Annotated in this window: 25 protein-coding genes and 1 pseudogene; 16 read left to right on the plus strand and 10 right to left on the minus strand. The window is 70.9% G+C overall.

Translation table 11 applies throughout. The features are described from left to right. Positions 1 to 363, minus strand: a pseudogene (locus tag Air01nite_RS33530) (hypothetical protein); the annotation flags it as partial. Positions 364 to 442: 79 nt separating this feature from the next. Beyond that, positions 443 to 2,836 carry a phosphoketolase family protein gene (locus Air01nite_RS33535; protein WP_203707386.1) on the minus strand — a complete coding sequence of 798 codons (2,394 nt, stop codon included), beginning with the start codon at positions 2,834 to 2,836 and terminating at the stop codon, positions 443 to 445. 157 nt (positions 2,837 to 2,993) lie between these two features. On the opposite strand from Air01nite_RS33535, the gene Air01nite_RS33540 reads away from it, so the two are divergent. Continuing rightward, entirely contained in the window at positions 2,994 to 4,445 is a 1,452-nt protein-coding gene (locus Air01nite_RS33540; protein WP_203707387.1) for an AMP-binding protein, read from the plus strand. 36 nt (positions 4,446 to 4,481) lie between these two features. Here Air01nite_RS33540 and Air01nite_RS33545 read toward each other — a convergent pair whose 3' ends face one another. Together Air01nite_RS33545 and Air01nite_RS33550 are read right to left on the minus strand one after the other, a co-directional pair. Beyond that, positions 4,482 to 5,324 (minus strand): universal stress protein, encoded by an 843-nt coding sequence (locus Air01nite_RS33545; RefSeq protein ID WP_203707388.1) that lies wholly within the window; start codon positions 5,322 to 5,324, stop codon positions 4,482 to 4,484. Positions 5,325 to 5,335: 11 nt separating this feature from the next. Further along, a complete protein-coding gene (locus tag Air01nite_RS33550; RefSeq protein ID WP_203707389.1) occupies positions 5,336 to 6,187 on the minus strand; it encodes a universal stress protein in 852 nt (283 codons plus the stop codon). 224 nt (positions 6,188 to 6,411) lie between these two features. Between Air01nite_RS33550 and Air01nite_RS33555 the strand changes: the two genes are divergently transcribed. Further along, positions 6,412 to 6,888: a universal stress protein gene (locus tag Air01nite_RS33555; RefSeq protein WP_203707390.1), complete on the plus strand. Its 477-nt coding sequence runs from the start codon at positions 6,412 to 6,414 to the stop codon at positions 6,886 to 6,888. A gap of 28 nt (positions 6,889 to 6,916) precedes the next feature. On the opposite strand, the gene Air01nite_RS33560 is transcribed toward Air01nite_RS33555, so the two are convergent. Beyond that, positions 6,917 to 7,420: a nitroreductase/quinone reductase family protein gene (locus Air01nite_RS33560; protein ID WP_239091148.1), complete on the minus strand. Its 504-nt coding sequence runs from the start codon at positions 7,418 to 7,420 to the stop codon at positions 6,917 to 6,919. A gap of 171 nt (positions 7,421 to 7,591) precedes the next feature. Between Air01nite_RS33560 and Air01nite_RS33565 the strand changes: the two genes are divergently transcribed. Then, positions 7,592 to 8,179 carry a DoxX family membrane protein gene (locus Air01nite_RS33565; RefSeq protein ID WP_203707391.1) on the plus strand — a complete coding sequence of 196 codons (588 nt, stop codon included), beginning with the start codon at positions 7,592 to 7,594 and terminating at the stop codon, positions 8,177 to 8,179. 51 nt (positions 8,180 to 8,230) lie between these two features. Here Air01nite_RS33565 and Air01nite_RS33570 read toward each other — a convergent pair whose 3' ends face one another. Next, a complete protein-coding gene (locus Air01nite_RS33570) occupies positions 8,231 to 9,775 on the minus strand; it encodes an alkaline phosphatase D family protein (protein ID WP_203707392.1) in 1,545 nt (514 codons plus the stop codon). A gap of 152 nt (positions 9,776 to 9,927) precedes the next feature. Between Air01nite_RS33570 and Air01nite_RS33575 the strand changes: the two genes are divergently transcribed. From Air01nite_RS33575 to Air01nite_RS33585, 3 genes are read left to right on the plus strand one after another with little or no spacing between them, the layout of a single operon-like run. Further along, positions 9,928 to 11,178 carry an ArsB/NhaD family transporter gene (locus Air01nite_RS33575; protein WP_203707393.1) on the plus strand — a complete coding sequence of 417 codons (1,251 nt, stop codon included), beginning with the start codon at positions 9,928 to 9,930 and terminating at the stop codon, positions 11,176 to 11,178. Further along, a complete protein-coding gene (locus tag Air01nite_RS33580; RefSeq protein ID WP_203707394.1) occupies positions 11,175 to 11,732 on the plus strand; it encodes a universal stress protein in 558 nt (185 codons plus the stop codon). The genes Air01nite_RS33575 and Air01nite_RS33580 overlap by 4 nt, the downstream gene beginning before the upstream one ends. Beyond that, the gene (locus Air01nite_RS33585; RefSeq protein WP_203707395.1) at positions 11,729 to 12,400 is read left to right on the plus strand and encodes a cytidylate kinase family protein; all 672 of its coding nucleotides are present in this window, start codon (positions 11,729 to 11,731) and stop codon (positions 12,398 to 12,400) included. The genes Air01nite_RS33580 and Air01nite_RS33585 overlap by 4 nt, the downstream gene beginning before the upstream one ends. 86 nt (positions 12,401 to 12,486) lie before the next feature. Here the strand turns inward: Air01nite_RS33585 and Air01nite_RS33590 are convergent, their stop codons facing one another. Next, entirely contained in the window at positions 12,487 to 13,392 is a 906-nt protein-coding gene (locus Air01nite_RS33590) for a COG4315 family predicted lipoprotein (protein WP_203707396.1), read from the minus strand. Between the two features lie 149 nt (positions 13,393 to 13,541). On the opposite strand from Air01nite_RS33590, the gene Air01nite_RS33595 reads away from it, so the two are divergent. Next, the gene (locus tag Air01nite_RS33595) at positions 13,542 to 14,345 is read left to right on the plus strand and encodes a class I SAM-dependent methyltransferase (protein ID WP_239091149.1); all 804 of its coding nucleotides are present in this window, start codon (positions 13,542 to 13,544) and stop codon (positions 14,343 to 14,345) included. Positions 14,346 to 14,419: 74 nt separating this feature from the next. After that, the gene (locus tag Air01nite_RS33600; protein WP_203707397.1) at positions 14,420 to 14,626 is read left to right on the plus strand and encodes a hypothetical protein; all 207 of its coding nucleotides are present in this window, start codon (positions 14,420 to 14,422) and stop codon (positions 14,624 to 14,626) included. A gap of 16 nt (positions 14,627 to 14,642) precedes the next feature. On the opposite strand, the gene Air01nite_RS33605 is transcribed toward Air01nite_RS33600, so the two are convergent. Together Air01nite_RS33605 and Air01nite_RS33610 are read right to left on the minus strand one after the other, a co-directional pair. Then, positions 14,643 to 15,074 carry a hypothetical protein gene (locus Air01nite_RS33605; protein WP_203707398.1) on the minus strand — a complete coding sequence of 144 codons (432 nt, stop codon included), beginning with the start codon at positions 15,072 to 15,074 and terminating at the stop codon, positions 14,643 to 14,645. A gap of 842 nt (positions 15,075 to 15,916) precedes the next feature. Then, complete coding sequence (locus Air01nite_RS33610) at positions 15,917 to 16,633, minus strand: hypothetical protein (RefSeq protein WP_203707399.1); 717 nt, start codon at positions 16,631 to 16,633, stop codon at positions 15,917 to 15,919. Between the two features lie 306 nt (positions 16,634 to 16,939). Between Air01nite_RS33610 and Air01nite_RS33615 the strand changes: the two genes are divergently transcribed. Further along, positions 16,940 to 17,461, plus strand: coding sequence for a SigE family RNA polymerase sigma factor (locus Air01nite_RS33615; protein ID WP_239091150.1), 522 nt, complete (start codon positions 16,940 to 16,942; stop codon positions 17,459 to 17,461). Then, positions 17,461 to 18,375, plus strand: coding sequence for a hypothetical protein (locus Air01nite_RS33620; protein ID WP_203707400.1), 915 nt, complete (start codon positions 17,461 to 17,463; stop codon positions 18,373 to 18,375). Before Air01nite_RS33615 ends, Air01nite_RS33620 begins: the two co-directional genes overlap by 1 nt. 176 nt (positions 18,376 to 18,551) lie before the next feature. Here Air01nite_RS33620 and Air01nite_RS33625 read toward each other — a convergent pair whose 3' ends face one another. Next, positions 18,552 to 19,121, minus strand: a complete 570-nt coding sequence (locus Air01nite_RS33625; protein WP_203707401.1) for a nucleoside/nucleotide kinase family protein — start codon at positions 19,119 to 19,121, stop codon at positions 18,552 to 18,554. Positions 19,122 to 19,188: 67 nt separating this feature from the next. Here Air01nite_RS33625 and Air01nite_RS33630 point away from each other — a divergent pair, with 67 nt between their 5' ends. The 6 genes from Air01nite_RS33630 to Air01nite_RS33655 all read left to right on the plus strand — a co-directional run bounded on the left by Air01nite_RS33630 (position 19,189) and on the right by Air01nite_RS33655 (position 24,915). Continuing rightward, positions 19,189 to 19,611, plus strand: coding sequence for a hypothetical protein (locus tag Air01nite_RS33630; protein WP_203707402.1), 423 nt, complete (start codon positions 19,189 to 19,191; stop codon positions 19,609 to 19,611). A 662-nt stretch (positions 19,612 to 20,273) separates the two neighbouring features. Further along, positions 20,274 to 21,743 carry a hypothetical protein gene (locus tag Air01nite_RS33635; RefSeq protein ID WP_203707403.1) on the plus strand — a complete coding sequence of 490 codons (1,470 nt, stop codon included), beginning with the start codon at positions 20,274 to 20,276 and terminating at the stop codon, positions 21,741 to 21,743. Between the two features lie 122 nt (positions 21,744 to 21,865). Continuing rightward, on the plus strand, positions 21,866 to 22,192 hold the full coding sequence (locus Air01nite_RS33640) for a hypothetical protein (RefSeq protein ID WP_203707404.1): 327 nt from the start codon (positions 21,866 to 21,868) through the stop codon (positions 22,190 to 22,192). After that, the gene (locus Air01nite_RS33645; RefSeq protein WP_203707405.1) at positions 22,180 to 22,482 is read left to right on the plus strand and encodes a hypothetical protein; all 303 of its coding nucleotides are present in this window, start codon (positions 22,180 to 22,182) and stop codon (positions 22,480 to 22,482) included. Before Air01nite_RS33640 ends, Air01nite_RS33645 begins: the two co-directional genes overlap by 13 nt. Positions 22,483 to 22,764: 282 nt before the next feature. Beyond that, entirely contained in the window at positions 22,765 to 23,940 is a 1,176-nt protein-coding gene (locus Air01nite_RS33650; RefSeq protein WP_203707406.1) for a Clp protease N-terminal domain-containing protein, read from the plus strand. Positions 23,941 to 24,045: 105 nt separating this feature from the next. Beyond that, on the plus strand, positions 24,046 to 24,915 hold the full coding sequence (locus Air01nite_RS33655) for an MBL fold metallo-hydrolase (RefSeq protein WP_203707407.1): 870 nt from the start codon (positions 24,046 to 24,048) through the stop codon (positions 24,913 to 24,915). Position 24,916: the final 1 nt, after the last annotated feature.

Here is a 24,916-nt window from a genome sequence, read left to right on the forward strand (position 1 = left end):
GGGCAGGTGGCCGATCACCTCCACCGCGTCGGCGGGCATGCCGCTGTGGATGAACTCGGCGAGCCCGCCACCGGGCGACACCACGCCGAGCGCCGCGTAGCGCGCACCGACCAGCTCGCGGGCAGCCTCCACGATCCGGCGGAGCACCGCCGAGAGCTCCAGCCCACCGATGATCAACTGGTTGGCACGCAGCAGCCCGCGCAGGCGTCCCTGGGTGGCCATCACCTCCTGGGCCCGGCCGACCAGCTGCGACAGGAGCTGGTCGAGCTCCAGCCGGGACGCGTCGGGGAACGTCAGCGAACTATCGTCGACTTCGCGCTGGCCGCCCGCTTTGTCGGGCTCACCGCTCGATGCTCCGGACATGGGGGGACTCCTTCGACCCGTACACGAACGAGCCTACGACTCCCCTCACGCGTCGCGATAGGAACCCCGTGAGGTCCGGTCATGGGTTGATTGGTGCCTCCGGGCTCCATTGCCAACCGCTGATGGCCGGGTCGTCGTCGCCGTGGGTGCGGGTGTAGTCGCGGGCGCGTTGGCGCGCGTCGGCCATGTCCTGGCGTAGTTGCGCGGCGCGGGCGCTCAGGCCGGGCACCCGGTCGATTACGTCGATCACGAGGTGGAAGCGGTCGAGGTCGTTGAGCATCACCATGTCGAACGGTGTGGTGGTGGTGCCCTCCTCCTTGTATCCGCGGACGTGGACGTTGTGGTGGTTGGTGCGCCGATAGGTCAGCCGGTGGATCAGCGTCGGATAGCCGTGGAACGCGAAGATGACCGGCTTGTCGGTGGTGAAGATGGCGTCGAACTGGGCGTCCGGCAGGCCGTGCGGATGTTCGCTGTCCGGCTGCAGGCGCATCAGGTCGACGACGTTGACCACCCGGACCTTGAGGTCCGGCAGGTGGGTGCGCAGCAGGTCCGCGGCGGCGAGGGTCTCCAGAGTAGGTACGTCGCCGGCGCAGGCCAGCACCACGTCCGGTTCCACGTCGCCCGCCGTGCTCGCCCAGTCCCAGATGCCCAGACCGCGCCGGCAGTGTAGGACCGCCTCGTCCATCGTGAGCCAGGTCGGCGCGGGTTGCTTGGCGGCGACCACGACGTTGACGTAGTGCCGGCTGCGCAGACAGTGGTCCATCGTGGACAGCAGTGTGTTGGCGTCCGGCGGCAGGTAGACGCGTACGACCTCGGCCTTCTTGTTGACGACATGGTCGATGAAACCCGGATCCTGGTGCGAGAAGCCGTTGTGGTCCTGTCGCCACACGTGGCTGGACAGCAGATAGTTCAGCGACGCGAGCGGCCGCCGCCACGGGATGCCGCGGGTCACCTTGAGCCACTTGGCGTGCTGGTTGACCATCGAGTCGACGACGTGGATGAACGCCTCGTAGCTCGTGAACAGACCATGCCGACCGGTCAGCAGATAGCCCTCCAGCCAGCCCTGGCACAGGTGCTCGGAGAGCACCTCCATGACCCGCCCGTCGGGGGCGAGATGGTCGTCCCCCGCCCGGATCTCCGCGTCGAAGGCGCGGTCGGTCACCTCGAACGCCGCGCCGAGCCGGTTGGAGGCGACCTCGTCCGGGCCGAACAGGCGGAACCGGTCCGGGTTCGCCGTGATCACGTCGCGGACGAACGCACCCAGCACCCGGGTCGCCTCGCTGGGCGGCGACCCCGGCCGGGTCACCTCGACCGCGTAGTCGCGGAAGTCGGGCAGGACCAGGTCGCGCAGCACCGCTCCCCCGTTGGTCCGCGGGTTCGCGCTCATCCGCCGTTCGCCGGACGGCGCGACGGACGACACGCCCGACACGGGGGCACCGGTGGCGTCGAAGAGCTCCTCCGGCCGGTACGAACGTAGCCACGCTTCCAACATGGACAGATGCGCGGGGTTGTCGCGGACGCCGGCCAGCGGCACCTGGTGCGCCCGGAAGGTCCCCTCGACCGGCAGTCCGTCGACCACGGCCGGACCGGTCCAACCCTTCGGCGTACGCAGGATGATCATCGGCCAGCGCGGTCGCGGGTCCCGTTCGCCCCGCCGCGCCCGGCGCTGGATGCGGTCGATGTCGTCGAACGCCCTGTCCAGCACCCCGGCCAGCGCCTGATGCACGCGTTCGGGATCGTCGCCCTCGACCTCGTACGGCTGATACCCGTACCCCCGCATGAGGTTGTGCAGGTCCTCGGCAGGGATCCGTGCCAACACCGTCGGGTTCGCGATCTTGTAACCGTTGAGATGCAGGATGGGCAACACCGCACCGTCACGGGCCGGGTCGAGGAAGACGTTCGACGGCCAACTCGCCGCCAGCGGACCCGTCTCGGCCTCACCGTCACCGACGACGCACGCCACGACGAGATCCGGATTGTCGAACGCGGCCCCGTAGGCGTGCATCAACGAGTAGCCGAGCTCGCCACCCTCGTGGATCGAGCCCGGGACCTCTGCCGCGACGTGACTCGGGATGCCACCGGGAAACGAGAACTGCCGGAACAACCGGCGCATGCCCGGCTCGTCGCGGCTCACCGACGGATACAGCTCGGAATAGGTGCCTTCCAGCCAGGTGTTCGCGACGATCGCCGGACCGCCGTGACCGGGTCCGGTCACGTAGATCAGGTCGAGATCCCGCTGGTTGATCACGCGCGAGAGGTGCGCGTACACCAGGTTGAGCCCCGGACTGGTCCCCCAGTGGCCCAGCAGGCGCGGCTTGACGTGCTCCGGGCGCAACGGCTCCCGCAGCAACGGATTGTCCAGCAGGTAGATCTGACCGATTGTCAGGTAGTTCGCCGCCCGCCAGTAGGCGTCGAGGTGGGCGAGCTCGTCGGCGGTCAACGGCGTCTCCAGGTCGGCGACCGTGTCCTTCATGCGGTCCATCCTGCTTCCGGCGCCCGCGGGCACGTCAGGGCCGAAGGGCCCGCGCGCCTGGTGACCATCGACCCGGGCGGGTGAGCGGGCAGCGACGGACGCTGGACGGAGAGCCGCCGCGCCACGGCGGTCCCGCGGCCCGCTGAGGGGACGTTCGATGCGGAAGACGGCGGCACAGCGAAAGGCGTCGAACCTGAGTGAGTACAGGTGGGTTCGGCACGACTTCGACTGGGAGTACGCCCGTCGTTGGATGACGGGCCTGCCCGACCGGGGCGGCATCAACATCGGGTTCGAGGCGGTCGATCGGCACGCGGCCGGCGAGGCGCGCGACCGGGTCGCGCTGCACGTGGTCGACCGGCAGGGTGGCCGGATGGAGATCAGCTACGGTGACCTGCTGCGCCGCACCGACTCCTTCGCCAACTTCCTCACCAAGCTCGGCACCGACGTCCGCGGACCCGTGCACACGCTGCTGGAACCCTGCCCTGAGCTGTTCGTCGCCGCGCTGGGGACCATGCGCCGCGGTGGGGTCCACGTCCCGCTCCGGCCGTCGCTCGACGGGGCGACGCTGTGCGCGCTCCTGCGCCGGCAGGCGGCACCGGTCCTGGTCACCACCCGAGGGCTCTACGACGAACGGATCGCCCCGCGCCGCGGCGAGCTGCCGGCCCTGACGCATGTCCTCCTGGTCGGCGACGCCCCGCCGGCCGTTGGGACCATCTCGCTCGAAGCGGCGCTCTTCGGGGTGCCTGACCTCGGGTTCACGGTGCCACCGACGGCACCCGACCGCCCCGCCATGCTGGTGTTGACCCGCGGCACGACCGGTCCGCCCAAGGCCACGGTGCACGGCCACGCGTCCGTCCTCGCCCAGCACGCGGCCGGGGTGTTCTCCCTGGACCTGCGGCCCGGCGACGTGTACTGGTGCACCGCGGATCCCGGCACGATCGCCGGGACCGCGTTCGGCTTGGTCGCGCCCCTCAGCATCGGCGCCACGGTCATCGTCGACACCTCCGGCGCCACCTCGGCCGCCCATCGCTACGCGCTGCTGGCGGAACAGCGGGTCACGGTCTGCTACACGGAGCCGCAGGTCCTGCGCGATCTGCGCGCCCACGACGCCGAGTCACCGTGGTACGACCTGTCGGCGTTGCGGCACGTCGCGTCGACCGGGGCGCCCCTCGACGCCGATCTCGTCGGCTGGTCGGCCGACCTGCTCGGCGTCCCCGCCCACGACACGTGGTCACAGGCGGAGGCCGGGACGATCGCGATCGGGAACTACGGCGGGGTCGACATCGAACCCGGCGCGCTCGGCCTGCCGGAGCCCGGCGTCGACGTGGCGGTCGTGTCGACCGGCGACGGGCCGCTCCGCCATGACGGCGCGGTCCAGCCGGCGCCGCCGGGATCCACCGGCCTGCTGGCGATCCGGTCCGACCTCCCGTCTCTGTTCCAGGGGCGATCCGGGAGCTGGTACGTCACCGACGACGTCGTCGAGCAGGGCGACGATGGCTACTACCGGTTCGTCCGGCGTGCGGGCGGTGAGGCGGATGCGGCCGGCGTTGCCCGAGATGACAGCGGTCGGCGCGGTGCCGGCGGTGCCGTGTTGGACGAGGACCCGTGATCCCGGGCCGCGCCCGCCCGCGCCCGCCCGCGCCCGTCAACGCACGACGGCGACCGGGGCGTCGGCGCAGTCGACGGCCCGGTCGGTGACGCTGCCGAGCAGTGCGCGTGCCGGCCACGACCGGCCGCGGTCGCCGAGGCACAGCAGAGCGGCACCGGCACCGGCCCGCAGCAGGCCGTCCGCGGGCCGTCCCGCGAACACCGCCCGCTTCACCGCGACGTCCGGCCGCTGGTGGTGCAGCCGTTCCGTCTCGCCGGCGAGCAGGTCGAGGCCGGCCGGCTCTGCGGCGAAGTGCGCGGAGAGCATCACGTCGTCGAACCAGTAGTCCTCGCGGCGGTCGGCGGTGACATGGACGGCGGCGAGGGGGCGGTGGTGCAGCGCGGCCTCCCGGAAACCGAACTCGAGCGCCGCGCGGCTCGGCGCCGACCCGTCGACGCCGACCACCACGTGACCGGCGAACGGACCCGGCGCGGCCCCGGTGCGGCTGCGGGCCACCACGACCGGGACGGTCGCGTGTGCGACCACCCGATGCGTGGTCTCCCGCCGGCCGGGCGCCGACCGTCCGGGCGGCCCGACGACGACCAGGTCGGCGTGACCGGCCTCGGTCAGGATCAGGTCCCCGGGGTTCCCCGGCGCCAGCCGCAGCGTCACGCGGTGCCCGCCGAGGCCAGCGCGGATGTCGGCGACCAGGCGTGCGAGCGCGGGATCGTGGAGCCCGGCCGGCGCGGAGTCGCTGCCGGCGTCGACCGCCGGCGCCGGAACGGGTGGGTGGGCGTGGCACAGCACCAGGTCCGCGCCCGTGGCTCGGGCGTCCGCGAGGGCCCAGGCCAGAGCGAGCGGGCCGGACGCGCCACCCGCGCCGACGACGATGCTGCGCACGATGTCCTCCGTCATGCCCCGGCGCGACGGGTCGCGCGCGGATGGACCACCGTGACCGGGCATCGGCCGTGGTGCACGAGTGCCTGGCTGGTCGAGCCCAGCAGCAGGCCGGACAAACCACCGCGGCCCCGGGAGCCGACGACGACCAGGCTCGCGTCGGCGGACAGCTCCACCAGCGCCTGTTCGACCATCGTCGCGGGACGCACCTGCCTGCGGACGTCCACCAGCGGGTACTTGGTCACCCACGGGTCGACCGCGTCATCCAGCAGCTCCTCCGCCGCCCAGCCCGGTCGGTCGGTCTCGTCCGCGACGTGCACGGCCAGCAGTGGCAGCGCGCGCTGGGCCGCCTCCTCGAACGCGAACTCGAGCGCCGGGACGCACCCGGTCGAACCGTCGACGCCGACCACCACCGGCCCGTCGAGGCGGCCGCCGGCCGGCTGCCGGACGACCACGACCGGGCCGCTGGCACGTGCGGCGACCTGGCTGCTGACCGAGCCGAGCACCAGCTCGGCCGGGGCGCTCAGGCCGCGGTGACCGACCACGACCGCCTCCGCGCCCCGGGAACACTCGATCAGGGCGGGCCCGCCACCGGCCGCGATCTGCTCGGTCGCGACGTCTAGGAACGGATGTTCGCGCGTCGCCTGCGCGGCGATCCGGGCAAGCATGTTCGCCGCGTCGACACGCGGGTCGGGTCGGGCCGGTGTGTACGGGCTCACGCCGAGGGCGCCGTACCCGAGCGGGTGCAGGTAGCCGTGCACCAGCCGCAGCGGCGCGCCGCGGCGGCCGGCCAGTGCGGCGGCGTAGTGGACGGCGGCGATGCTTCCGAGCGAACCGTCGACCCCGACGACGACAGGCCTGTCCATCGCGTATCTCCTTCCCGAGCGTCACCTCGAGCCACGTGACCCGACGGCGGGGTGGCCCCTCCCTGTAGCAAACGCCGGATCACCGCCACGCCGGCAGGGCCGACCGGCCCGCCGGCGCCCAGCAGAGGTCCCGCTCCGCGCCGCGGGACCATCGGCCCCTGCGCGCGGGTCCTTCGCGCCTGTCCGGCGCGCGCCGTTCACGCACAGACTGCGAAGAGAGGGAGATGGACGAGATGACCGACAACTATCTGATCGTGGTCGGCGTCGACGGCTCCGAGGGCGGACGGCGCGCGCTGGACTGGGCCGTGACCGAGGCCGCGAACCGCGGTGGTGCGGTACAGGCGGTCGTCGCGTGGCGGTGGGACGACGTGGAGCTCCACCCGCAGACGATCCGGCCCGACGAGACCCACGCGCATGCCGAGCGGATACTCGAGCGTGAGCTTGCCGCGCTGCGGGCCCGGCACGGTGCGGGCCACCCTGTGGCGGCCGAGATCGTCGAGGGCCGGCCCGCGGAGGTGCTGGCGGACGCGGCGCGCACCGCCGACCTGCTGGTGCTGGGCAGTCACGGCCACGGCCGGTTGCTGCACACCGTGCTCGGTTCCGTCAGCGAGGAGGTCATCCGGCGGGCGCCCTGCCCGGTGGTCGTGATCCCGGAGCCGGTGCCGTCGACCGCGCCGGCCGAACCGACGGTGCGGGGCTGAGAGCCGGCGCGCTCGACCGCGCCGGCCGTCAAGCCTGTCGCCCTTGCGCCGGGCCCGCGGCCGCCACGCGGAAGACCGGGAAGCTCGGCGCGATCGCCGCGAACTCGGCCGGCGAAGCGTCGCGGGTGACGGGGAAGTGTGGGCGGGCGCCGGGCGCGATCCGCAGGTAGCGGCGCAGGACCGGCGCGCGGTCGTCGACGTCGACCTCGACGAGCAGCACCCGCTCGCGGCGACCGTGTCTCAAGGTGACCAGTCCGCCGGCGGCCCGCACGTTGCGTACCCAGTTCGCGCGTTCTCCGAGCATCGACACGAGATACCTGACCCCGTCGAGTTCGGTCACCACGACCGGCACCCGGATGGTCCGGCCGCTGCGCCGGCCCGCCACCTCCAGCGTCACCCAGGGACGCGGTGCGAGCACACCACTGGAGAACTGGAGCATCGATAGATCGTTCAGCGCGCGGGCGAGCCGGTTCGGGCGTCCGTCGCGGTACATCCAACGCTTGATGCGGTACAGGACCGATGTGTGTTCCATGCGTTCCATGGAACCCGCGACGTGGGCGCCGCGGCAGGGCCGTAGGTCATGATGCCGGCGGACAACGGGACCTTGGTCCTCCGCAGCTCGGGCGTTCCGGCCCGGGCGGCGACGGTGTCGCGGGGGCGATGGTGTGGATGTCAACAACAGAGTCCACACCGGAGGCCCACGATGACCACCAACCAAGCCAAGGTCCCCGCTTCCGCGCTCGAACACGCCGCGTCGCCCGGTCCGATGCTCACCACCACCGCCGCCCGCGCCCTGGCCGTCCTGCGGATCGCCACCGGATTCGTCTTCCTGTGGGCATTCCTCGACAAGACCTTCGGCCTCGGCTACTCCACCCCCGTCGAGCGGTCCTGGGTCAACGGCGGTTCGCCCACCAAGGGCTTCCTGTCGCACGTCGAGGTCGGACCGTTCCAGTCGATCGCACACTCCATGGCGGGCACCTGGTGGGCCGACACCCTGTTCATGGCCGGCATGGCCGCCGTCGGCATCGCCCTCGTCGCGGGCATCGGCCTGCGCGTGGCCGCCGCGTCGGGTGCCCTGATCATGGCCATGATGTGGCTCGCCGAGTTCCCCCTCGACCGGTTCACCGCGGCCGGCGAGCCGTCGGGCTCCACCAACCCGATCACCGACTACCACCTGATCTACGCGGTCGTCCTCGTCGTCCTGGCCGCCGGCTACGCCGGCCACACCTGGGGTCTCGGACGGATCTGGGCCCGGCTGCCCTTCGTGCAGCGCCACCGCTGGATGATCTGAACCCCTCGCGACGACGGCGGGGGTGGGCCACGACGGCCCACCCCCGCTGCGTCACTGGGTGTGCACGCCCGGGCGGCCCTCCTCGACCACGAAGCTCGCGATCGTCGAGACCGGGGCGTCCGGGGTCGTCACGGCCGGCACCGCGCGGTAGTCCGTGCGCAGCTTGCGGCTGTCCGCCGTCACCCGCACGTAGCCGCGGCGGGCGTCGTAGAACTTCATGTGCGGGTTCGAGGCCAGCCACTCCGTGCCCCGGGTGTCCATCGGCGCGCCGTCGCCGCCCGACGTGACCGACGTGCCGAGGAACTCGACGCCGACCGTACGCGATGACGGGTCGTCGAAGTTCTGCTTGAGGTCCGCGACCATGCTGCAGTGGGCGTCACCGGTGACGACCACCATGTTCTCGATCCGGCGCCGCGCGACGCCGTCGAAGAGGCGCTGGCGGGCCGGCTCGTAGCCGTTCCAGTTGTCGTTCGGCAGGATCTCGCCCGGGCCCGGGTCGCGGTCCGCCTTGGCCATCACGGTCTGCTGGGCCAGGATGTTCCAGGTGCCGGCCGAGTGGCTCAGGCCGTCGATCAGCCACTTCTCCTGCTCGGCGCCGAGCATCGAGCGGCTCGGGTCGTCCAACGAGACCGGGTCCGTCGTCTGGTCCGAGCGGTACTGGCGGCCGTCCAGCATGTTGAACTCGGCCAGGCGGCCGTACCGCAGGCGGCGGTAGATCCGCATGTCCGGACCCTGCGGCACCTGCGAGCGGCGCAGCGGCATGTGCTCGTAGTACGCCTGGTACGCGGCCGCCCGGCGGCGCAGGAACGACTCCGGGTCCTGGGCCGCGTCCTCCGAGATCTCGTCGGCGTAGTTGTTCTCGACCTCGTGGTCGTCCCATGTCACCGCCCACGGGAACCGGGCGTGCGCGAGCTGCAGGTCGGCGTCGGTCTTGTACTGCGCGTGCCGCACCCGGTAGTCGGCCAGCGAGAAGATCTCCGCCGCCGGCAGGTGCGCGCGGCCCAGCGTGCCCGCCGCCGGACCCTCGTAGATGTAGTCGCCGAGGTGCAGGACCAGGTCGAGCTCCTCCTCCGCCAGGTGCCGGTAGGCGGTGAAGTGCCCGGTCGGGTAGTTGGAGCAGGACACGAACGCGAACGCCAGCTCGCGGGGCCGGTCGTGGGTGGACGGCGCGGTCCGGGTGCGCCCCACCGGGCTGACCGCATTGCCGGAGCGGAACCGGTAGAAGTACTCGCGGTCGGCGCGCAGGCCGTGCACCTCGGCGTGCACCGCGTGACCCAGCTCCGGGGTCGCCCGCTCGACGCCGCGCTTGACGACGTGGCGGAACCGCGCGTCCTCGGCGACCTCCCAGGTGACCGGGACGACGTGCTGGCTCATCCCGCCGAGGCCGTCGGCGATCAGCGGTTCCGGCGCGAGCCGGGTCCACAGCACGACGCCGTCGGGCAGCGGGTCGCCGGACGCGACGCCGAGGGTGAACGGGTCGAGCTGGTGCTTCGGGTCCGCCATGGCAGGCGCGGTGCTGACGCCCGCGACGGTGGCGGCCAGGCCGACGCCACTGGCGCCGGCGAGGGTGAGGAGTTGGCGACGATCGATACGCATGGCAGGCTTCGCCTTCCGGTGGGCAACGCGTACCCCATTGATGATCAAGACTTAGGTGAGTGCCGGGTTGCGACCGGTTGATCGCCGGTTGACCAGTTGCCGGCGCGCCGCCGCCGGGCAAACGCACCCCACCGGCCGTACCCTGGCGCTCTGTGTCGACCGTGTGGGCCGTGCTGCTGCTGGCTGCCGTGCTGGCGTTCGCCGTGGTCCGACCGCGCGGCCTGCCGGAGGCGGCCGCCGCCGTGCCGGCCGCCGCGATCGCCATCGGCGGCGGCCTGGTGCCCTGGTCGGCGGCCCGCGACGAGATGATCATGCTCGGCCCGACGGTCGGCTTCCTCGCCGCGATCCTCGCCCTGGCCCACCTGGCCGACGCGTGGGGCGTGTTCGGGTACGCGGGCGGTCTGGCGGCCCGCTCCGCGCGGGGCAGCCCGACCCGGCTGCTGACCGTGGTGTTCGGCATCGCGGCCGTCGTGACCGCGGTGCTCAGCCTCGACGCGACCGTCGTGCTCCTCACGCCGGTGGTGTTCGCGACCGCGGCGGCGGCCGGCGTGCGGGCGCGGCCGCAGGTCTACGCCTGCACCCACCTGGCCAACGCGGGCTCGCTGCTGCTGCCCGTGTCCAACCTGACCAACCTGCTCGCGTTCGGTGCCACCGGGCTGACGTTTCTCGGCTTCGCCGGCATGATGGCGCTGCCGTGGGTCGCCGTGATCGCCGTCGAGTACGCGGTGTTCCGCTGGTTCTTCGCCGGCGACCTGGCGACGCCGGCGCGCCCCTCCCCCGTCGAGCCGACGCCGGCGCCGCGGTTCGCGCTCGTCGTGCTGGCGCTGACCCTGGCCGGCTTCGCCGTGGCCGAGCCGATGGGGGTGGCGCCGGCCGTGGTCGCCGCCGCCGGCGCCGTCGTCCTCGCGGTTCCCTTGGTGGTACGCGCGACAGATCGCCGCCGCACCGCCCTGGGCATCGCCCTGTCCACGAACCCGCTGTTCTGCTTCTTCGTCTTCGCCCTCGGCGTGGTGGTGCTGGCCCTGCGCCGCAACGGCCTGGACGACCTGATCGCGGCGCTCACCCCGGGCAGTGCGAGCCTGCTCGGTCTGCTCGCGGTCGCCGGGCTCGCGGCGCTGCTGGCCAACCTGGTCAACAACGTGCCCGCGACGCTCGTGCTGGTGCCGGTCGTCGCGCACACGCCCGCGCTGGTGCTGGCCGCCCTGATCGGGGTGAACGTCGGACCCAACCTCACGTACGTGGGTTCGCTGGCCACCCTCCTCTGGCGCCGCATCCTGCACGCCCGGGACGAGCCACCCGCGAGCGCGGTCTTCCTGCGCCTCGGCCTGGCCACCGTACCGGCGTGTCTGCTCGCGGCGGTTGTGGCGCTATGGGTGGCTCTGAAACTATCCACAGTGCTATGAACGTGGTCGTCTGGCTGGCTGAGGGCACCTGGCAGGCGTGCGTCGACGCCGCCGCCGAGGTGGCGCCGCCGTCCGCCACGATCACCCTGCTGCACGTCACGGACCCGGCGCTGGCCGAGGACGTCTCCGACGCGTTCGGCGGCTTGATGGGTCGCGGCACCCGCGGTCCCGACCCGGGCGCCGCCGTGGGTGCGGCCGCCGCCCGGGCGCAGGAGGAACTCCTGGCGGCCGCCGCGGCGCGGCTCGACCGGCCGTCGTCGCCGGTGCGGCGGCAGGGCCGGCTGGAGCGCGAGGTGGTGACCGCGGCGGAGGGGGCAGACCTGCTGGTGGTGGCCCGCGACGGCCCGGTCACGCGGCTGGGCCCACGCAGCCTCAACCCACCGACCCGGTTCGTGGTCGACCACGCCCCGTGCGCGGTCCTGCTGGTGTGGCCGACCGCCCCGCCGCCGGTGGACACGATCCCGCCGCCACCACCGCACAAGGCGGCGCCTCCCCCACACAAGGCGGCGCCTCCCCCACACAAGGCGGCGCCTCCCCCGCCGCCCCCGCCGTGACGGGCACCCGGGACGAGCTGGTCGGCCGCCTGGCTTCGGCGGTCGGGTCCGTCGTGGTCGGACACCCGACGCGGGTCGCCATCGACGGAGCGCCCGCCGCGGGCAAGACCACGCTCGCCGACGAGTTGGCAGCGGTCTTGCGCGCGCGGGGTCGCGAGGTCATCCGGGCGACGATCGACGATTTCCTGTTCCCACGGGCGCGGCGCTATCCGCGGGGCGAGTACTCGGCCGAAGGGTGCTACTTCGACACCCACGACTACGAGGCGCTGAACCGGGTGCTGCTCGGTCCGCTCGGCCCGGGCGGAGATCTTTGCTTCCAGGCCGCGGTCTACGACCGCGCTTCCGACGCCGTGTCGTCGCCGCCGGTCACGACGGCCGCCGCCGACGCCGTGCTGATCTTCGACGGCGTCTTCCTCATGCGCCCGGAGCTGATCGACCGGTGGGAGCTGCGCGTCTTCGTGTCGACGACACTCGAGCGGACTCTCGACCGCGCCCTGATCCGCGAGCACGGGGTGTCCTCGCAGTCCGCCATCGAACGGCGCTGGCGGGAGCGTTACATCCCCTCGCAGGAGTTCTATTTCGCCAGGGTCCGCCCGACCGACCACGTCGACGTCATCGTCCACAACGACGAGCCCCGGCGGCCGATCTGGGAGACGCGTACACGCTGACCGCACGTTCGTAACGCGCGATGCGCGGAAAGGCAGGGTCCGAGCCACGAGTCGTGTCTCCCCTGGGCAGTACAACTAGCGCAGGCTCACCCGGAAGGGACCACCAGCCAGAGTCCGCCGTTCAGGTTGAGGTTGTTGCCGTTGGCCTGCCCGGCGGCCGAGTCGCCGACGTAGGTGTACAGCGGGTGCCCGTTGTAGGTGAGCTGCTCGGAGCCGTCGGTTCGCTTGATGGTGCTGACCTGACCTGGCAGGCCCGTGCCGGCCGCGGTGGTGCCGATCACCGGGGGCCAGTACGCGGCGCAGGTTCCGTAGCACTGCGACGTGGTCGGGGTGTCGGGGGCGAACGAGTAGACCGTGAAGCCGTTCGCGTTGGTCAGTACCGTCGTCCCGCCGACCGTCGTGGTCCCCAGGGTGGTGGTGGCCGCGGGTGTCGGAGAGCCGGCCCCGGCCAGCGCCAGCCCGAACAGCACGAGCGCCGCGACCGTCAGGCCGGCGGCGGCGATTCTGCCCGCCCTGGCAAGGCTCGGCGGGATCTGGACGAGGAACCTGGCCGGGCCGGTTGTCTCGCGGACCGCGGCAGCCCCGGCTGGCGCGGGAGCGAGCGCGAGCGCGGCCAGTGCCACGAAGGCAGCCACCTCCAGGATCCCGGCGGCGATGCCGGCGCTCGTGCGGACCTCCTTGAACCCGAACAGCCCGATCCACACCGACAGGAGGTAGCCGCCGAGGGTCGCGAGGGCGAAGCCGGCCCCCGCGGCGGCCGCCAACCGGCTCGGGATGACGAGCCGGCTGGGGATGATCAGCACTGCGAGCCCGAGGACGAAGGCCGCGATCACCTGCAGCAGGAACAGCCACCCGATCGTCGGGATCGTCCGGTACCCGGTCACGTACAGGTCGAGGTGGATCGCCGCGGTGGCAATCAACAGACCCGAACCGACCACGCGCAGGACGAGATAGAGCCAGCCGGGCGCTGGCCGTTCGGCGTGCTCCCGCACGTTCAACCCCCATCCGATGAGGAGCCCCTTGCCGCTGGTCAGCACTGTTGCGCGGCCTATCGTAGAGATCTACAGGCTACCCGCGGCCCAGGCCTGATCAGCCCCAAACCGGCGGGTCGCGGCATGGGGCACGTCGTCAGGATGTGGGCATGAGTTCTTCGCAACCGGTCGCGCGTTACCTGCTCGACAACGCCCGGGTGGAGGCCGGCGAGCGGTTCACCTGGCTGGCCGAGTTGTTCGACGGTGTCACGCTCGGGCACGTCGATCGGTTGGGAGTGAGGCCGGGCTGGCGCTGCTGGGAGGTCGGTGCCGGTGGCCCCAGCGTTCCCGGGGCACTCGCCACCGCCGTCGGACCAACCGGTTACGTGCTGGCCACCGACATCAACCCGACCTGGTTGGACCCGAGCGGCGGGTACGAGGTGCGCCGGCACGACATCGTCGCGGACCCGCCGCCGCAGCCGGGCACCTTTGACCTCGTACACGCGCGGCTTGTGCTCGTGCACGTCCCTGACCGTGCCCAAGCGTTGGCGACGATGGTGGCGGCGCTGCGGCCCGGCGGTTGGCTGTTGGTCGAGGATGCCGACACCGAGTTGCAGCCGCTGGCCTGCCTCGACGAGGTCGGCCCGGCGCAGCAGCGTGCCAACCGGCTGCGGCGCGCCGTCCGGGAGCTGATGACCCGCCGCGGCGCGGACCTGCGCTACGGCCGCACGCTGCCGCGGGCGTTGCGCGCGGCCGGCCTGGCCGATGTCGCGGCGGCCGGCTACTTCCCGGTGGGCGGGGTGGCCTGCGACCGGCTGGAGGCCGCGACGGTGCGCCTGGTCCGCGGCGAGTTGCTCGCCGCGGGGTTGGCCGACGACGCCGAGATCGACGCGCACCTGGCCGCCGTCGACGCCGGCGAGCTCGACCTCACCCTCGCGCCGCTGATCTCGGCATGGGGACGCCGCCCGGGCTGACCATCACCTGATCGCCGCCTCCACCGCCGCCCACGTCATGGTGTGCGGGACCCAGGTCGGCGGCGACGGTCGCAGTGGAGGCCGAAGGCTGGCCACTCACCACGCACTTCGTGGCCCTCGGCGTGGGACTGGCAGTCGTCAACGGCTGCGTGCCGGCCCCGCCCGGGTTCGTCGGCCGACCGGTCACCGACCTGCCGGCCGTCACCTACCACCTGGTCCACCAACCGGCCGCCGGGTCCGACGCGCGGGTCGCCAGCCTGCTGGACCGCATCCGGCGATAAGTCAGTGGATTCTCGGTCAGTATGGGCCGAAGTCCGCTGCCACTTCGCGGATGTCGGGGTCGTCGCTCGACGCGGCTCGCTCGCACAGCAGTTCTAGTTGTGGATCGAGGCCGAGGTGATCCAACAGCTCGGCGAGTCGTCGGTACGTGTCATCGTCGGCGTCGGCGAGCAGGTCGTTGACGACGCCCGGAACGGCAGCTTCGTAGACCCGGTACGGGATGCGCCCGATCACCTGCCGGGCCAGCAACGCGTCCCGGTGCGACAGGGACGCCTCGACCACCGGAGCGACCAGCGCCGCGGTGACGTCAGTCTCCAACACGGAGAGCGCGATCAACGCGGTACGGCGGGACGACGGGTGCTGCAGCGCCGTCGTCAGGACGTGCAGGGCATCACCCGACGAATCGAGGTTGCGGTGCAGCTCTGCGGCAGCCTGCGCCGCTGCCCTCACGGCGGAGGCCAGGTCAGCCGACTGCTGGCCGGCGGCGGGGGATCTTCCCGCCGTATCGCCATTGGAGTTCTCCGTCAACCTCGTAGAACTCCTCCCAACTCATGGGTCTGGCCGCATAGATCGTACGATGGCCTGGTGGGGCCAGGCCGCCTACGTCGAGGCCGTCGGCATGTATGTCAAGTCCCGGTGGGAGCGCTGTCCCGGCCGCGAGCACCCAGTAGGTGCCGGACAGCCCGCTCCGTTGTGGGTCGGTGAAGGTCGAGATCCCCGGAATCTCGTCGAGCGGCGACGTGGGGACGACCAGACCCATAGGTTCGGGCCCCAGGTCGGACAGTCTCAACCGCGCAGGTCCTTTGGAACCGCCAAATCGGCACAAGGCTGTCGGCGTGATGATCGGCATCTCGGACGTCCTCCGGGCGCGTCATTGAACGCCAAGCAGGGCCGCTGTTGATGCCGTGATGGCGCTTCTTCGGGGAGACAGGTCGGGACTTCTCGCTCTCGGCGCGCTAAGCACGCCCGCGCAGTGCCGGTTGTCTCTCAGATCCGAAGGCTCGCCGTTCGGGTTCGGCAGCCGAGTGCCGAAAAAGCCCCGGAGACCGAGGCAGAGATCAACATCAGGGGGACGAGGTTGAGGTCGATCATCGAGGCTATCTCTACGCATGCTCCCGTCGCGCAGCGTGCACTCTTCCGCCACTTCGGCGTATCGAGCGCATCAGAGTTCACCGGTCAAGGATGGGCGCAGCCGCCACGGCGCGCAAGCCCCGCAAGGCGAAGGTAATCCGCACGGCTGAGGGGCTACGACTGCGCACACTGCATGATGGACAATCGCGGCCCAGGGAGGCTCAGCCCACCGGGGGCGCAGGTGCGGCGACGGTGTCGAAGTCGGCAAAGGTGGACTTCGTCGGGCTTCCCGGCACGTCGATGGTGACGGTGGTGATGCGGCCGCGGTCGTCGAGGGTGACGGTCATGGGCACGGCCCGGGCCAGTTCGCCAAGGCCGGCCACCAGAGACCCGTTGGTCAGGTTGAGGTCGGGGTCCGCGGAGATGTCGATCGTGCCCGCGTACGTTCGCGGCGCGGTCTCGTGCAGTCCGGTGACCGTCGCGAACAACTCGGCGCCGACGAGCGCCCGCGCGCCGCCGAGGTGCACGAACGGCGGCTCGGCCAGCGTATCGGCGGCGATCTCGTTCCACGGCGACAGCTCATCGCGTGGCGGGGCGTCGGAGGGGCCGCTCCGGTCGATGTTCGTCCGCCCCCAGGCGCGGTCGCCGATGAACACGACTTCGGTGACTGCCCCGCTGTCGGACGACATTCGCAGCGTGGTGCCCGCGGACGGCCGGTGAACCACTCCCTCGAGAACCATGCCACCGCCCTGCGCCGTGTGGTGGTAGGAGAAGCTGGTCTTCGCCATCGTCTCGACCGCGGCCCGGACGCGCGCGTCCGATCCCTGGTCGCGCTCCGCGGCGGCGCCGTCCGCGCGGGCGCGGTCGGCCGGCCCGCCGCCGCTTCCGCAACCCGCGAGCAGGAGAAGAACGGCGATGACGACCGCGATGCGTCGCATGATGTAACCCCCGTGGCGACGTAGATCCATTCGGACGCGAAGGATACGGCACCGGTCATGCAACGCCGTCGCTGAACACGGACCGCACGAGGAGCCGCGGTCGTGATCGTCCTTGAACAGGGCGGGTGCCATCAACCGGCATGTGAAACACGCCTTAGGCCGCGTCGGCGGGTCGGTTGATCGCGCGCGGCTTCGGCGCTTGGTTGGAAGTGCGAGGTGCACAGCGAGTCCGCGGATGCCTGGTGGTCACCGGTCAACCTTTCGCGTGGCCCCGTCGTCCTTGCCAGCGACGGAAGGAGAACCCGGGTGCGCTGGAAGAACAGCTATGAGGGGCTGGATGCCCTCGTTGCCGAGCGGGGCAGCGCGTTGCTCGGCACGGCGGTCCTGCTGACCGGCAGTCGGGCAGCGGGCGAGGACCTGTTACAGGCGGCTCTGGAACGGCTGGTGCGTCACTGGAGCCGGGTGCACGGCGACAAGGAAGGTTACCTGCGCCGAACCCTGTACCACCTCGCGGTGGACCAGTGGCGCGCACGGCGGCGCCGGCCGGAGGTGCTGGCGGAGGTGGAACCGCCCGGGCAGCCGGACGGGACCGACGCCGTACACCTGCGGCATGCGCTCGTGCAGGCGTTAGCCACCCTGCCGCCCCGGCAGCGCGCGGTGCTGGTGCTGCGCTATTGGGAGCAACTCAGCGAAGCCGAGGCCGCCGAGATGCTCGGGTGTTCGGTCGGAACTGTCAAGTCCACCGCCTCGCGCGGGCTTGCCCGCCTGCGTGAGCTCACAGCTGCCTGGGCCACCGAGGACGCCCAGGCATGGAATGGAGCTGGGTGATGACGAACTACATCGAGGAACAGCTGACCGAGGGGATGCGTGAACGGGTCGCGGGCGTCGCTCTCACCACCGACGTCGTTGGCCCGACGGTGCGCAGGCAGCAGCGTCGCACGACGATGACGCGGACCGGGTACGCGGTCGGCGTGGTCGGGTTGGCCGGCGCGCTGATGGCCGGCGTGCTCACCACCGGTGGCGCTGGGCCGAGCGCCACCCCCGGCCGGCCGTCGGCAGCCGGCGCCGAATCACCACAACTCCGCCTGGCCGCCGCGGTCGCCGCCAGCCAGGGCACCAGCTACCGGGTGAAGAACACAATCATCCCCCGGAGTCAGCCAGGCAGCCCATCGATGGTGATCACGGGGGCTTTCGACCCTGCCACGGCAACCGGCTACGTGCGCATCGCGGCCGGCGATGCGCCGCCCTGGTACGAGGAGCGGCTGGTCGATGGCGACCTGTACACCGCCGACATCGCCCACCTGCGCCCCATCGACCAACCCTCGGATCGACGCAAGCCGGCACCGAGCCCGGACGAGCGCGTGGACTGGAACCACGACCCGGACAAGAAGTACACGAGCTTGTCCTGGGATCCCAAGACCGGCGTGGTTGCCGTTTCCGCGGACCCACAGCAGCTGTTCGACACCCTCACCCAGTCCGGCGCCAGGATCAGCCAGACCGGCCCGGATACGTACCACTTCGAGGTTGCCATCCCGCGACGCAAAGGCCTCACGAGCGGCAACATGATCGGCGACGTGACAGTAGGCCCCGACCATCGCGTGGCGAAGGTGGTCTACCGGGCCACCCTGCGGTTGGCTACGGAAACCGCCGTGCTCGACGGGACGCTGGAGCTGTCCGACTACGGCAGCCCGGTGACCGTGGAACGCCCCGAGGGCACGTTCGAGCAGCTTCCCGGCAAGTGACATCGGGGTAGCCGACGAACGCTGCGCGGCATGGCAGATCGTTGCCATGCCGCGCAGCGACGGCATTCCCCACACCAACTGCCCACCCAGCGACCCCTGCGCTCCGATTGATCGCCCGCGTACACGTCCGCGTCGCGCGCGCATCGGCGTACCGCTGGCATCCAGAGTTAGCCCCGTCAGGTGAGGGGCAGGTCCCAGCCGTTCGCGGCGATTCGGGCCTGCACACGGTCAGCGACGGCCTTGATCGGGATTCCATCGGTGTCCACGGTGAAGTCCGCGAAGTCGTCGGCTTCGAGCTTTGCCGCGAACTCGGCCGACCGCTGTGCGTAGGCGTGCAGTCCGGCCAGCATGTCGTCGTCGGTCCCGCCGTCGCCGGCCTCGAGGACGCCACGGCGAGTGATCCGGTCGGCCTGCGTCTGGGGTGTGACCCGCAACCGGCACAGAATGGCCTGTGCGTTCGGGATGGCTGAAGCGTAGCGCTGCCACTGCTGACGCGTCACCACGACGCCGGCCGCGACCAGCCAGTTGGCGCCGGCCTCGGCGAACGTCGCCCACATCGCCGCAAGGTTGCGTTCCACGAGCCAGGTCGGATCACCACCTGGCTGCGGGGTGCAGAAGCCGAGGTAGTCGATATCCAGATAAGCCGCCGCGCTGCCGTTGCCGGTCAGGCGGTCGTAGATCTCCCAGCCGACCGTCGACTTGCCCGCAGCATCGGCACCGCAAAGCCAGAGCACCCGAACAACCACGAACCCGGAACCTACCGATACCGTCGGTGCTGCGCGATCCGATTACACACGGCCCAGGAGCGACTGAGTGAACGCCCACCCGCACAGCGGCATGGAGGACCAGCAGGCGCCGCAGTCGGCCGAGGGTGACGCGAAGGTCATCACGCTCTGCGGCTCGACCAGGTTCGAAGCTGAGTTCGCGGAGGTCAACCAGCGGCTCACGCTGGAAGGCTGCGTCGTGATCAGCCTCGGCATGTTCAGCCTCCCCGATCTGCCGGACTACGACTGGACAGTCGACAGCTCGGACCTGAAGGGCCGGCTTGGCCGCGTGCACCTCCAAAAGATTCGCCTGGCTGACGAGGTGTACATCGTGGACCCGGGCGGCTACCTGGGTGAGTCAACCCGACGGGAGATCGCCTACGCGGAGTCCCTCGGCAAGCCGATTCGGTATCTGAGTCACGAACGCCGCCGTCCCCGCAAGCAGACTCAACAATGGCAGAAGACATGCTAGGCATCGAAGATCTGGAAGCCGCCGTGCCGTCAATGTTGCGATGGCGAGCTCCGTCTGCGCGGCGGGTCAACTGGCAGACGGTGGAGAGGGAGTTGGGAACTCCCCTTCCAAGTGACTACCGGGAGCTTGGGGAGGCGTACCCTACGTTGATAGTCGACGACTTCCTATTGGTCACGCTCCCGAAGCCTGGTTCCGAGGCAGCCTTTGCCACCGGTTCATTCAGGAGATCCGAGTCGCTCAGGGACCTCTGGGAGGTGAATGAGAGCGACGGGTACGCCCCATACCCAGAACCCCGGAGGGTTGTTGTGCTGGGGAGAATCCCTGTCAGGGGACCAGTTCTATTGGAAGGTTGATTCTCCTGATCCCGAATCCTGGCCAATTGTAGTTTTCGGCCGCAATGATGATTGGTCTGAGTTTCCGCTTGGTGTCGTAAACTTCCTCACCCAGATGATCCAGCGGACTATCAGCATCCCGGGCCTGCCAGCCGCATTCCCGAGCAGCGATCCGCAGGTTGTGGCGATTCAACATTCGGCGTAATCCATAACAACCCGCCGAGCGACCAACGTGGACAGCGTTCGACGGGGCAGCGACCGATCAGCGTTCTCAGTAAAATCCGCCGCGTTCGTCTAAAAGGGACGAACGCAGCACAGTGAGGATGCGAGATGACCGAGGGTCCACCCCCCGCCGGCCCGCCGCCGTACGGGCCGCCCAACCCTTACGGACCGCCGGCCGGGTACGGGCAGGTCGCCGGCTATGGGCCGCCGCCCGTACCCCCGAAGAAGAAGTCCCTGCGCTGGCTCTGGGTGACGATCGGCTCGGTGCTGACCTTTGCCCTGCTCGCCTGCGGTGGCCTGGGGTACGCCCTGGTCGCCAAGGAGCAGAAGGCGAGCGCCGAGCGCAACGAGCGGCTCGACCGGCTCTACCCGGTCAAGAACGAGGAGATCGACGCGTTGCTCGCGGCGTACGAGAAGGCGCTCGAAGGCCGTGATCTCAAGGCGTTCCTCGCGCTGTCCGATCCCGCGAACAAGAAGCTCGTCGCCCAGCAGACCAGCCTGTTCCACAACTACGCCAAAATCCCGTTCCAGGAGTCGGTGTTCAAGCCGGGCTCGAAGACCGAGTTCACGCCGGTCGGTGCGGGCCACTCGTTCAGCATGACCGTGCTGTTCCTGCACCGGATCGGCGACTACGACACCGCGCTGCTGGAGCAACGTTTCTACTGGGGTGTGCTCCAGAAGGAGAAGGGCGGCCCGCTGACGATCACGTCGACCGACCCGCCCAAGGATCTCCGGACCGGGTCGCCGCACTACGTCGCACCCTGGGACAAATGGCGCGCGATCCACGTCGAACGCACGCCGCACACCTTGGTCATCGTCGACGCATCGCTGCGGGCGGAGGCGCAGCGATACGCCCCGATCGCCGAACGGGCCGCCACGGCCAACGCCGCCGCATGGCGCGACGCCGGTGGTTCCGACAAGATCCCGAAGGGGTACGTCATCGCGCTGGTCAAGGGCCAGAAGGAGCTCGGCTCCATGTTCCGAACCACCACGGAGCCGATCACCGAGTCGGGCGTGTCCATCTCGCTTCCGCCACATCGGGTCTACACGGATGGAGAAGAGCCGCCGGAGGATCTCGACGTCGCCGGCAGCCGGGTCGTGATCGACGTGAAGTCGACGTTCTTCAAGCCTGGGCAGCGCGGTGGGCCGGATGAGATCTTCCGGCACGAGCTGGCGCACTCGATGGTCGCGGGCTTCGCCAAGCAGACCGGGCGCGACCTGGAAACCTGGGTGACGGAAGGGTTCGCCGAATACCTTGGTCACGCCCGCCAGTCGTGGACGAAGAGTGACCGGGCGGCCAGCGGCCGCAGCATGCTGCGCAAGCTCAACTACGACCTGCCGCTGCCACAGACCTACCTCTGGGGTGGCAACGCGGAACAGGTCAACTACCACTACTGGCTCGCCCACTCGGCGATCAGCTACATCGCCGAGAAATACGGCGAGCCAAAGGTGTACGCGTTCGTCGAGGCGCATTATCGCGGCAAGACCGACGGCGAGGCGATGCGGGACGTGCTCGGGGTGAGCTTCGCCCAGTTCAGCGACGGCTGGGGAGACTACGTGAAGTCCAAGACGCGCTGATGCCCGGACGGCCGTGTCCGCGAACGGACGCGGACACGGCCGGACACCGGAAGGAAACGCGTCAGGTCCGGTAGTCGACCGATGCCTTGTGGCTCGACCACCACGGTCGGGACGGTGTTCGCATGGGCGCGGACGAGGAAGTCAACGCGGCGGTCACATCGGCGATCCGGCAGTTGCGGATGATCGATGCCTGCCGCGACGTCTGGACCGAGGCCGACCAGAGCCGCTATATCCGGGTCCTGCTGGAGGACTGGATCGACGAGCTGGCCCGGGCCGACGAGGCGCAGTGCGACTTCATGGCCGAGTGCGCATTCCTCGCCTGCGAGAACATGCAGGACGCCCGCCTGGGCATCCTCGAAGAACGGGTCGACCGGGCCGAGAACCCACCCGGCGGCGGGGTGCTCGGTTTCCTGGCCCAGCTCGGGGTCATGCGGACATGGACAAGCTGATCGTCACCCGGGCCCGGGAGCTCGAGGACGCCGTCATCGACCGGGAGCGGCCGACCACCTGGATCAGCCGCACCCGGGCGGTGCGCAACCATCGCCGCGCGGTCGACGAGCGGGCCCTCGTGCTCGCGGCCTACGAACGCAGCGAAGCCGCGGCGAAGGCGGCCGCCGACGTCGCGAGACACCGTCCCTACCGGAGGCCCCTCTCGCTGATGCGGGTGCGGAGTCGACAATCGCGGCCAGGGTCGGCCGCCACACTTCCGGGAGGGGGACCTCACGGTCGACATCCCTGATCCGGTCGACCTTCATCGGCGATGATACGACCGGCGAAGACCGGGCTGAGCAACTAAGAAGCGGCACGTGGCTGACCGCAGGCGCACAGCGGCAGGTCCGGATGTCTGATCGCCCCAGTCGCGCGGCGACGTCGCCGGCACCGCCGATGAGGTGATGGTCGACCGCCCGAGCGAACGCGGCGTCGCGAGGTGATTGGCTCAAGGCGGCCAGCATCATGCTGGAGTCCCTCGCCCGCTGATCGGGATGGCGACCACCGCCTACCGTGGGCCCAGGGGGTCGCCATGGCCGGTGCTCGATGGGTCGGGTTCGGTGCGCAGGTCACCGAGGTGCTGTGCCGGGCCTACGCGGCTGCCTACCGCCGGGGCTCGCCGGCCGGCAGCTTCGACGTGCTGGCGCAGGCCGTCCGGCAGCCCGCGCTGCCGGTCCGCTTCTCCAAGGAGAGGCGCGAAGAGCTCGAGCACGCGGCCATGGGCCTCGGCCCCCTACGGCCCCAGTACGGTCCCGGTGAGGTCGACGTCGTCGCCCCGCCGGACAGCGAGGTCGACGCCACGCTCCGCGAGGTGGAATGGCTGGTCCGGCGGCGCGCCGGCCGGCTAACGCTCGTCAAGCCGGCGCAGGTCGAGCCGTGGTCCGATCGACCTCGATGGACACCGGCGGCTCGGGTGCTGGTCTTCGACACGCTGGCCGAGGCCTGGGTCCGCGATGTCACCTTCGCCGGCCTGAGCCATCTCCTCCTGGCGATGCAGCGGCTGCGGGACTGCGACGGCGCCCGCCACCTCGCCCGCACCGGCCTGCGACACACCACGGGGTTGACGCGGCTCGTCGCCCTCGACGAGGTGGCGGCGCCGTTTCCGGATCCCTTCATGTCCGGCCTCGAGGCGAAGGCGGATGGTCGCGGCCTCGGCGCCTGGTTCGCCCGGCTCATGATCAGTTTCTCCACCGTCGCCGCTCCGATGGCCACCGCGAGAGACGACATCAAGGCACAGGCGGTGCGGTTGGATCACGGCGTAGCCGGTGCCGGCCATGCGCTGCTGGGTCTGCTCCGGGCGGACGAATGCCTGGCGGCGAAGCGTGTGTCGATGACGCCATCCGTGCTGGCCCGCAACCGGGGAGCCGCCCTGCTGCGCGACGCCGGGCTCAACCCCTACCGGCTCGCGGCCAAGCTGTGCGCCGCGGCGCCGCTGCCGGACCCCGGGCCCGCGGCGATCTCCGCCCAGGCCGAGTGGCTGCGCCGCGGCGACCCCTTCCTGGCCGACGAGCTGTCCCAGGCCGAGAAGCGAGCGGAGGAGCTCGCCCGGGAGCACGGCCACGCCGGCACCGGCACGACCCACTACCTGCTGGCCCTCCTGGAAGCCCCCTCGGCCGACCCGCTGTTGACAGCTTGCCGCGTGGACCCAAACGACCTGCGCACCCGGACCGCAGCCGCGTTGAGAGCGATCCTGACCTCGTCTCCGTGATCCGACACGTCCCACGTATGTTCCGCTGAGACAGCCCGTTCCGCCACGACCCGCGGTGATCGGTGCAAGCGTGGGGAGAAGGTGCCAAAAACACGGGGAGTCGTCATGGCAACACTTGCGTACGAGACGTATGTCGCGCCCGCGAAGCCGGTGGTTTCCGCGGACCTGCCGGTTGGCGAGAAGCGCGAGATGTGGTCGCCGACGGCGGTCACGCTCATTCACGGCGACCGCGACGCGGTCCTGGTCGACGCGCTGATGACGGACCGGGAGGGCCAAGCCCTCGCCGACTGGGTCCAGTCGTCCGGCAAGCACCTGACCACGATCTACATCACGCACGGACACGGCGACCACTTCTTCGGCGCCGCTGCTGTGCTCGAGCGGTTCCCGGACGCCCGGCTGGTGGCCGTGCCCGAGGTGGTCGACGCGATGAAACAGCAGGTCGGGCCGAACTGGCTGGACCCCTTCTGGCGGGCGGCGTTCCCCGACCAGATCGGCGACCCCGTCGTTGCCGACCGGCTGTCCGGCGACACTCTCGACCTGGAGGGCGAGGAACTGGTCGTGGTGCCGCTCGGCCACTCGGACACCGACCACACGACCGCGCTGCACGCCCCCTCGATCGGGCTGGTCGCCGCCGGCGACAGCGTCTACAACGACGTGCACCTCTACCTTTCCGAGGCCGGCGCCGACGGGCTCGCCGAGTGGTTCGACGCGCTGGACACCATCGCCGACCTGCATCCGGACGCGGTGGTCGCCGGCCACAAGCGCGACGGCGCGCCCGACGGCCCGGACAACATCGAGGCGACCCGGCAGTACCTGCGGGACTGGGAGGCCGCCGACCGCAACAGCGACGACGCCCGCGAACTCTACAACTTGATGATCGAGCGGTATCCGGACCGGATCAACCGGGCCGTCCTCTGGCACTCCGCCGAGGCCGCGAAGCGTTCCGCGTTCTCCGGACCGCCCGACCGCCACTAAC

Source organism: Asanoa iriomotensis, from assembly GCF_016862515.1.
Lineage (GTDB): Bacteria > Actinomycetota > Actinomycetes > Mycobacteriales > Micromonosporaceae > Asanoa > Asanoa iriomotensis.

Bases quoted from the DNA above. Each gene is read 5' to 3' on its own strand.
- Air01nite_RS33535 (WP_203707386.1), bottom strand. From the start codon at position 2,836: ATGAAGGACACGGTCGCCGACCTGGAGACGCCGTTGACCGCCGACGAG.
- Air01nite_RS33540 (WP_203707387.1), top strand. From the start codon at position 2,994: ATGCGGAAGACGGCGGCACAGCGAAAGGCGTCGAACCTGAGTGAGTAC.
- Air01nite_RS33550 (WP_203707389.1), bottom strand. From the start codon at position 6,187: ATGGACAGGCCTGTCGTCGTCGGGGTCGACGGTTCGCTCGGAAGCATC.
- Air01nite_RS33555 (WP_203707390.1), top strand. From the start codon at position 6,412: ATGGACGAGATGACCGACAACTATCTGATCGTGGTCGGCGTCGACGGC.
- Air01nite_RS33560 (WP_239091148.1), bottom strand. From the start codon at position 7,420: ATGGAACACACATCGGTCCTGTACCGCATCAAGCGTTGGATGTACCGC.
- Air01nite_RS33565 (WP_203707391.1), top strand. From the start codon at position 7,592: ATGACCACCAACCAAGCCAAGGTCCCCGCTTCCGCGCTCGAACACGCC.
- Air01nite_RS33570 (WP_203707392.1), bottom strand. From the start codon at position 9,775: ATGCGTATCGATCGTCGCCAACTCCTCACCCTCGCCGGCGCCAGTGGC.
- Air01nite_RS33580 (WP_203707394.1), top strand. From the start codon at position 11,175: ATGAACGTGGTCGTCTGGCTGGCTGAGGGCACCTGGCAGGCGTGCGTC.
- Air01nite_RS33595 (WP_239091149.1), top strand. From the start codon at position 13,542: ATGAGTTCTTCGCAACCGGTCGCGCGTTACCTGCTCGACAACGCCCGG.
- Air01nite_RS33610 (WP_203707399.1), bottom strand. From the start codon at position 16,633: ATGCGACGCATCGCGGTCGTCATCGCCGTTCTTCTCCTGCTCGCGGGT.
- Air01nite_RS33620 (WP_203707400.1), top strand. From the start codon at position 17,461: ATGACGAACTACATCGAGGAACAGCTGACCGAGGGGATGCGTGAACGG.
- Air01nite_RS33635 (WP_203707403.1), top strand. From the start codon at position 20,274: ATGACCGAGGGTCCACCCCCCGCCGGCCCGCCGCCGTACGGGCCGCCC.
- Air01nite_RS33640 (WP_203707404.1), top strand. From the start codon at position 21,866: ATGGGCGCGGACGAGGAAGTCAACGCGGCGGTCACATCGGCGATCCGG.
- Air01nite_RS33645 (WP_203707405.1), top strand. From the start codon at position 22,180: ATGGACAAGCTGATCGTCACCCGGGCCCGGGAGCTCGAGGACGCCGTC.
- Air01nite_RS33650 (WP_203707406.1), top strand. From the start codon at position 22,765: ATGGCCGGTGCTCGATGGGTCGGGTTCGGTGCGCAGGTCACCGAGGTG.
- Air01nite_RS33655 (WP_203707407.1), top strand. From the start codon at position 24,046: ATGGCAACACTTGCGTACGAGACGTATGTCGCGCCCGCGAAGCCGGTG.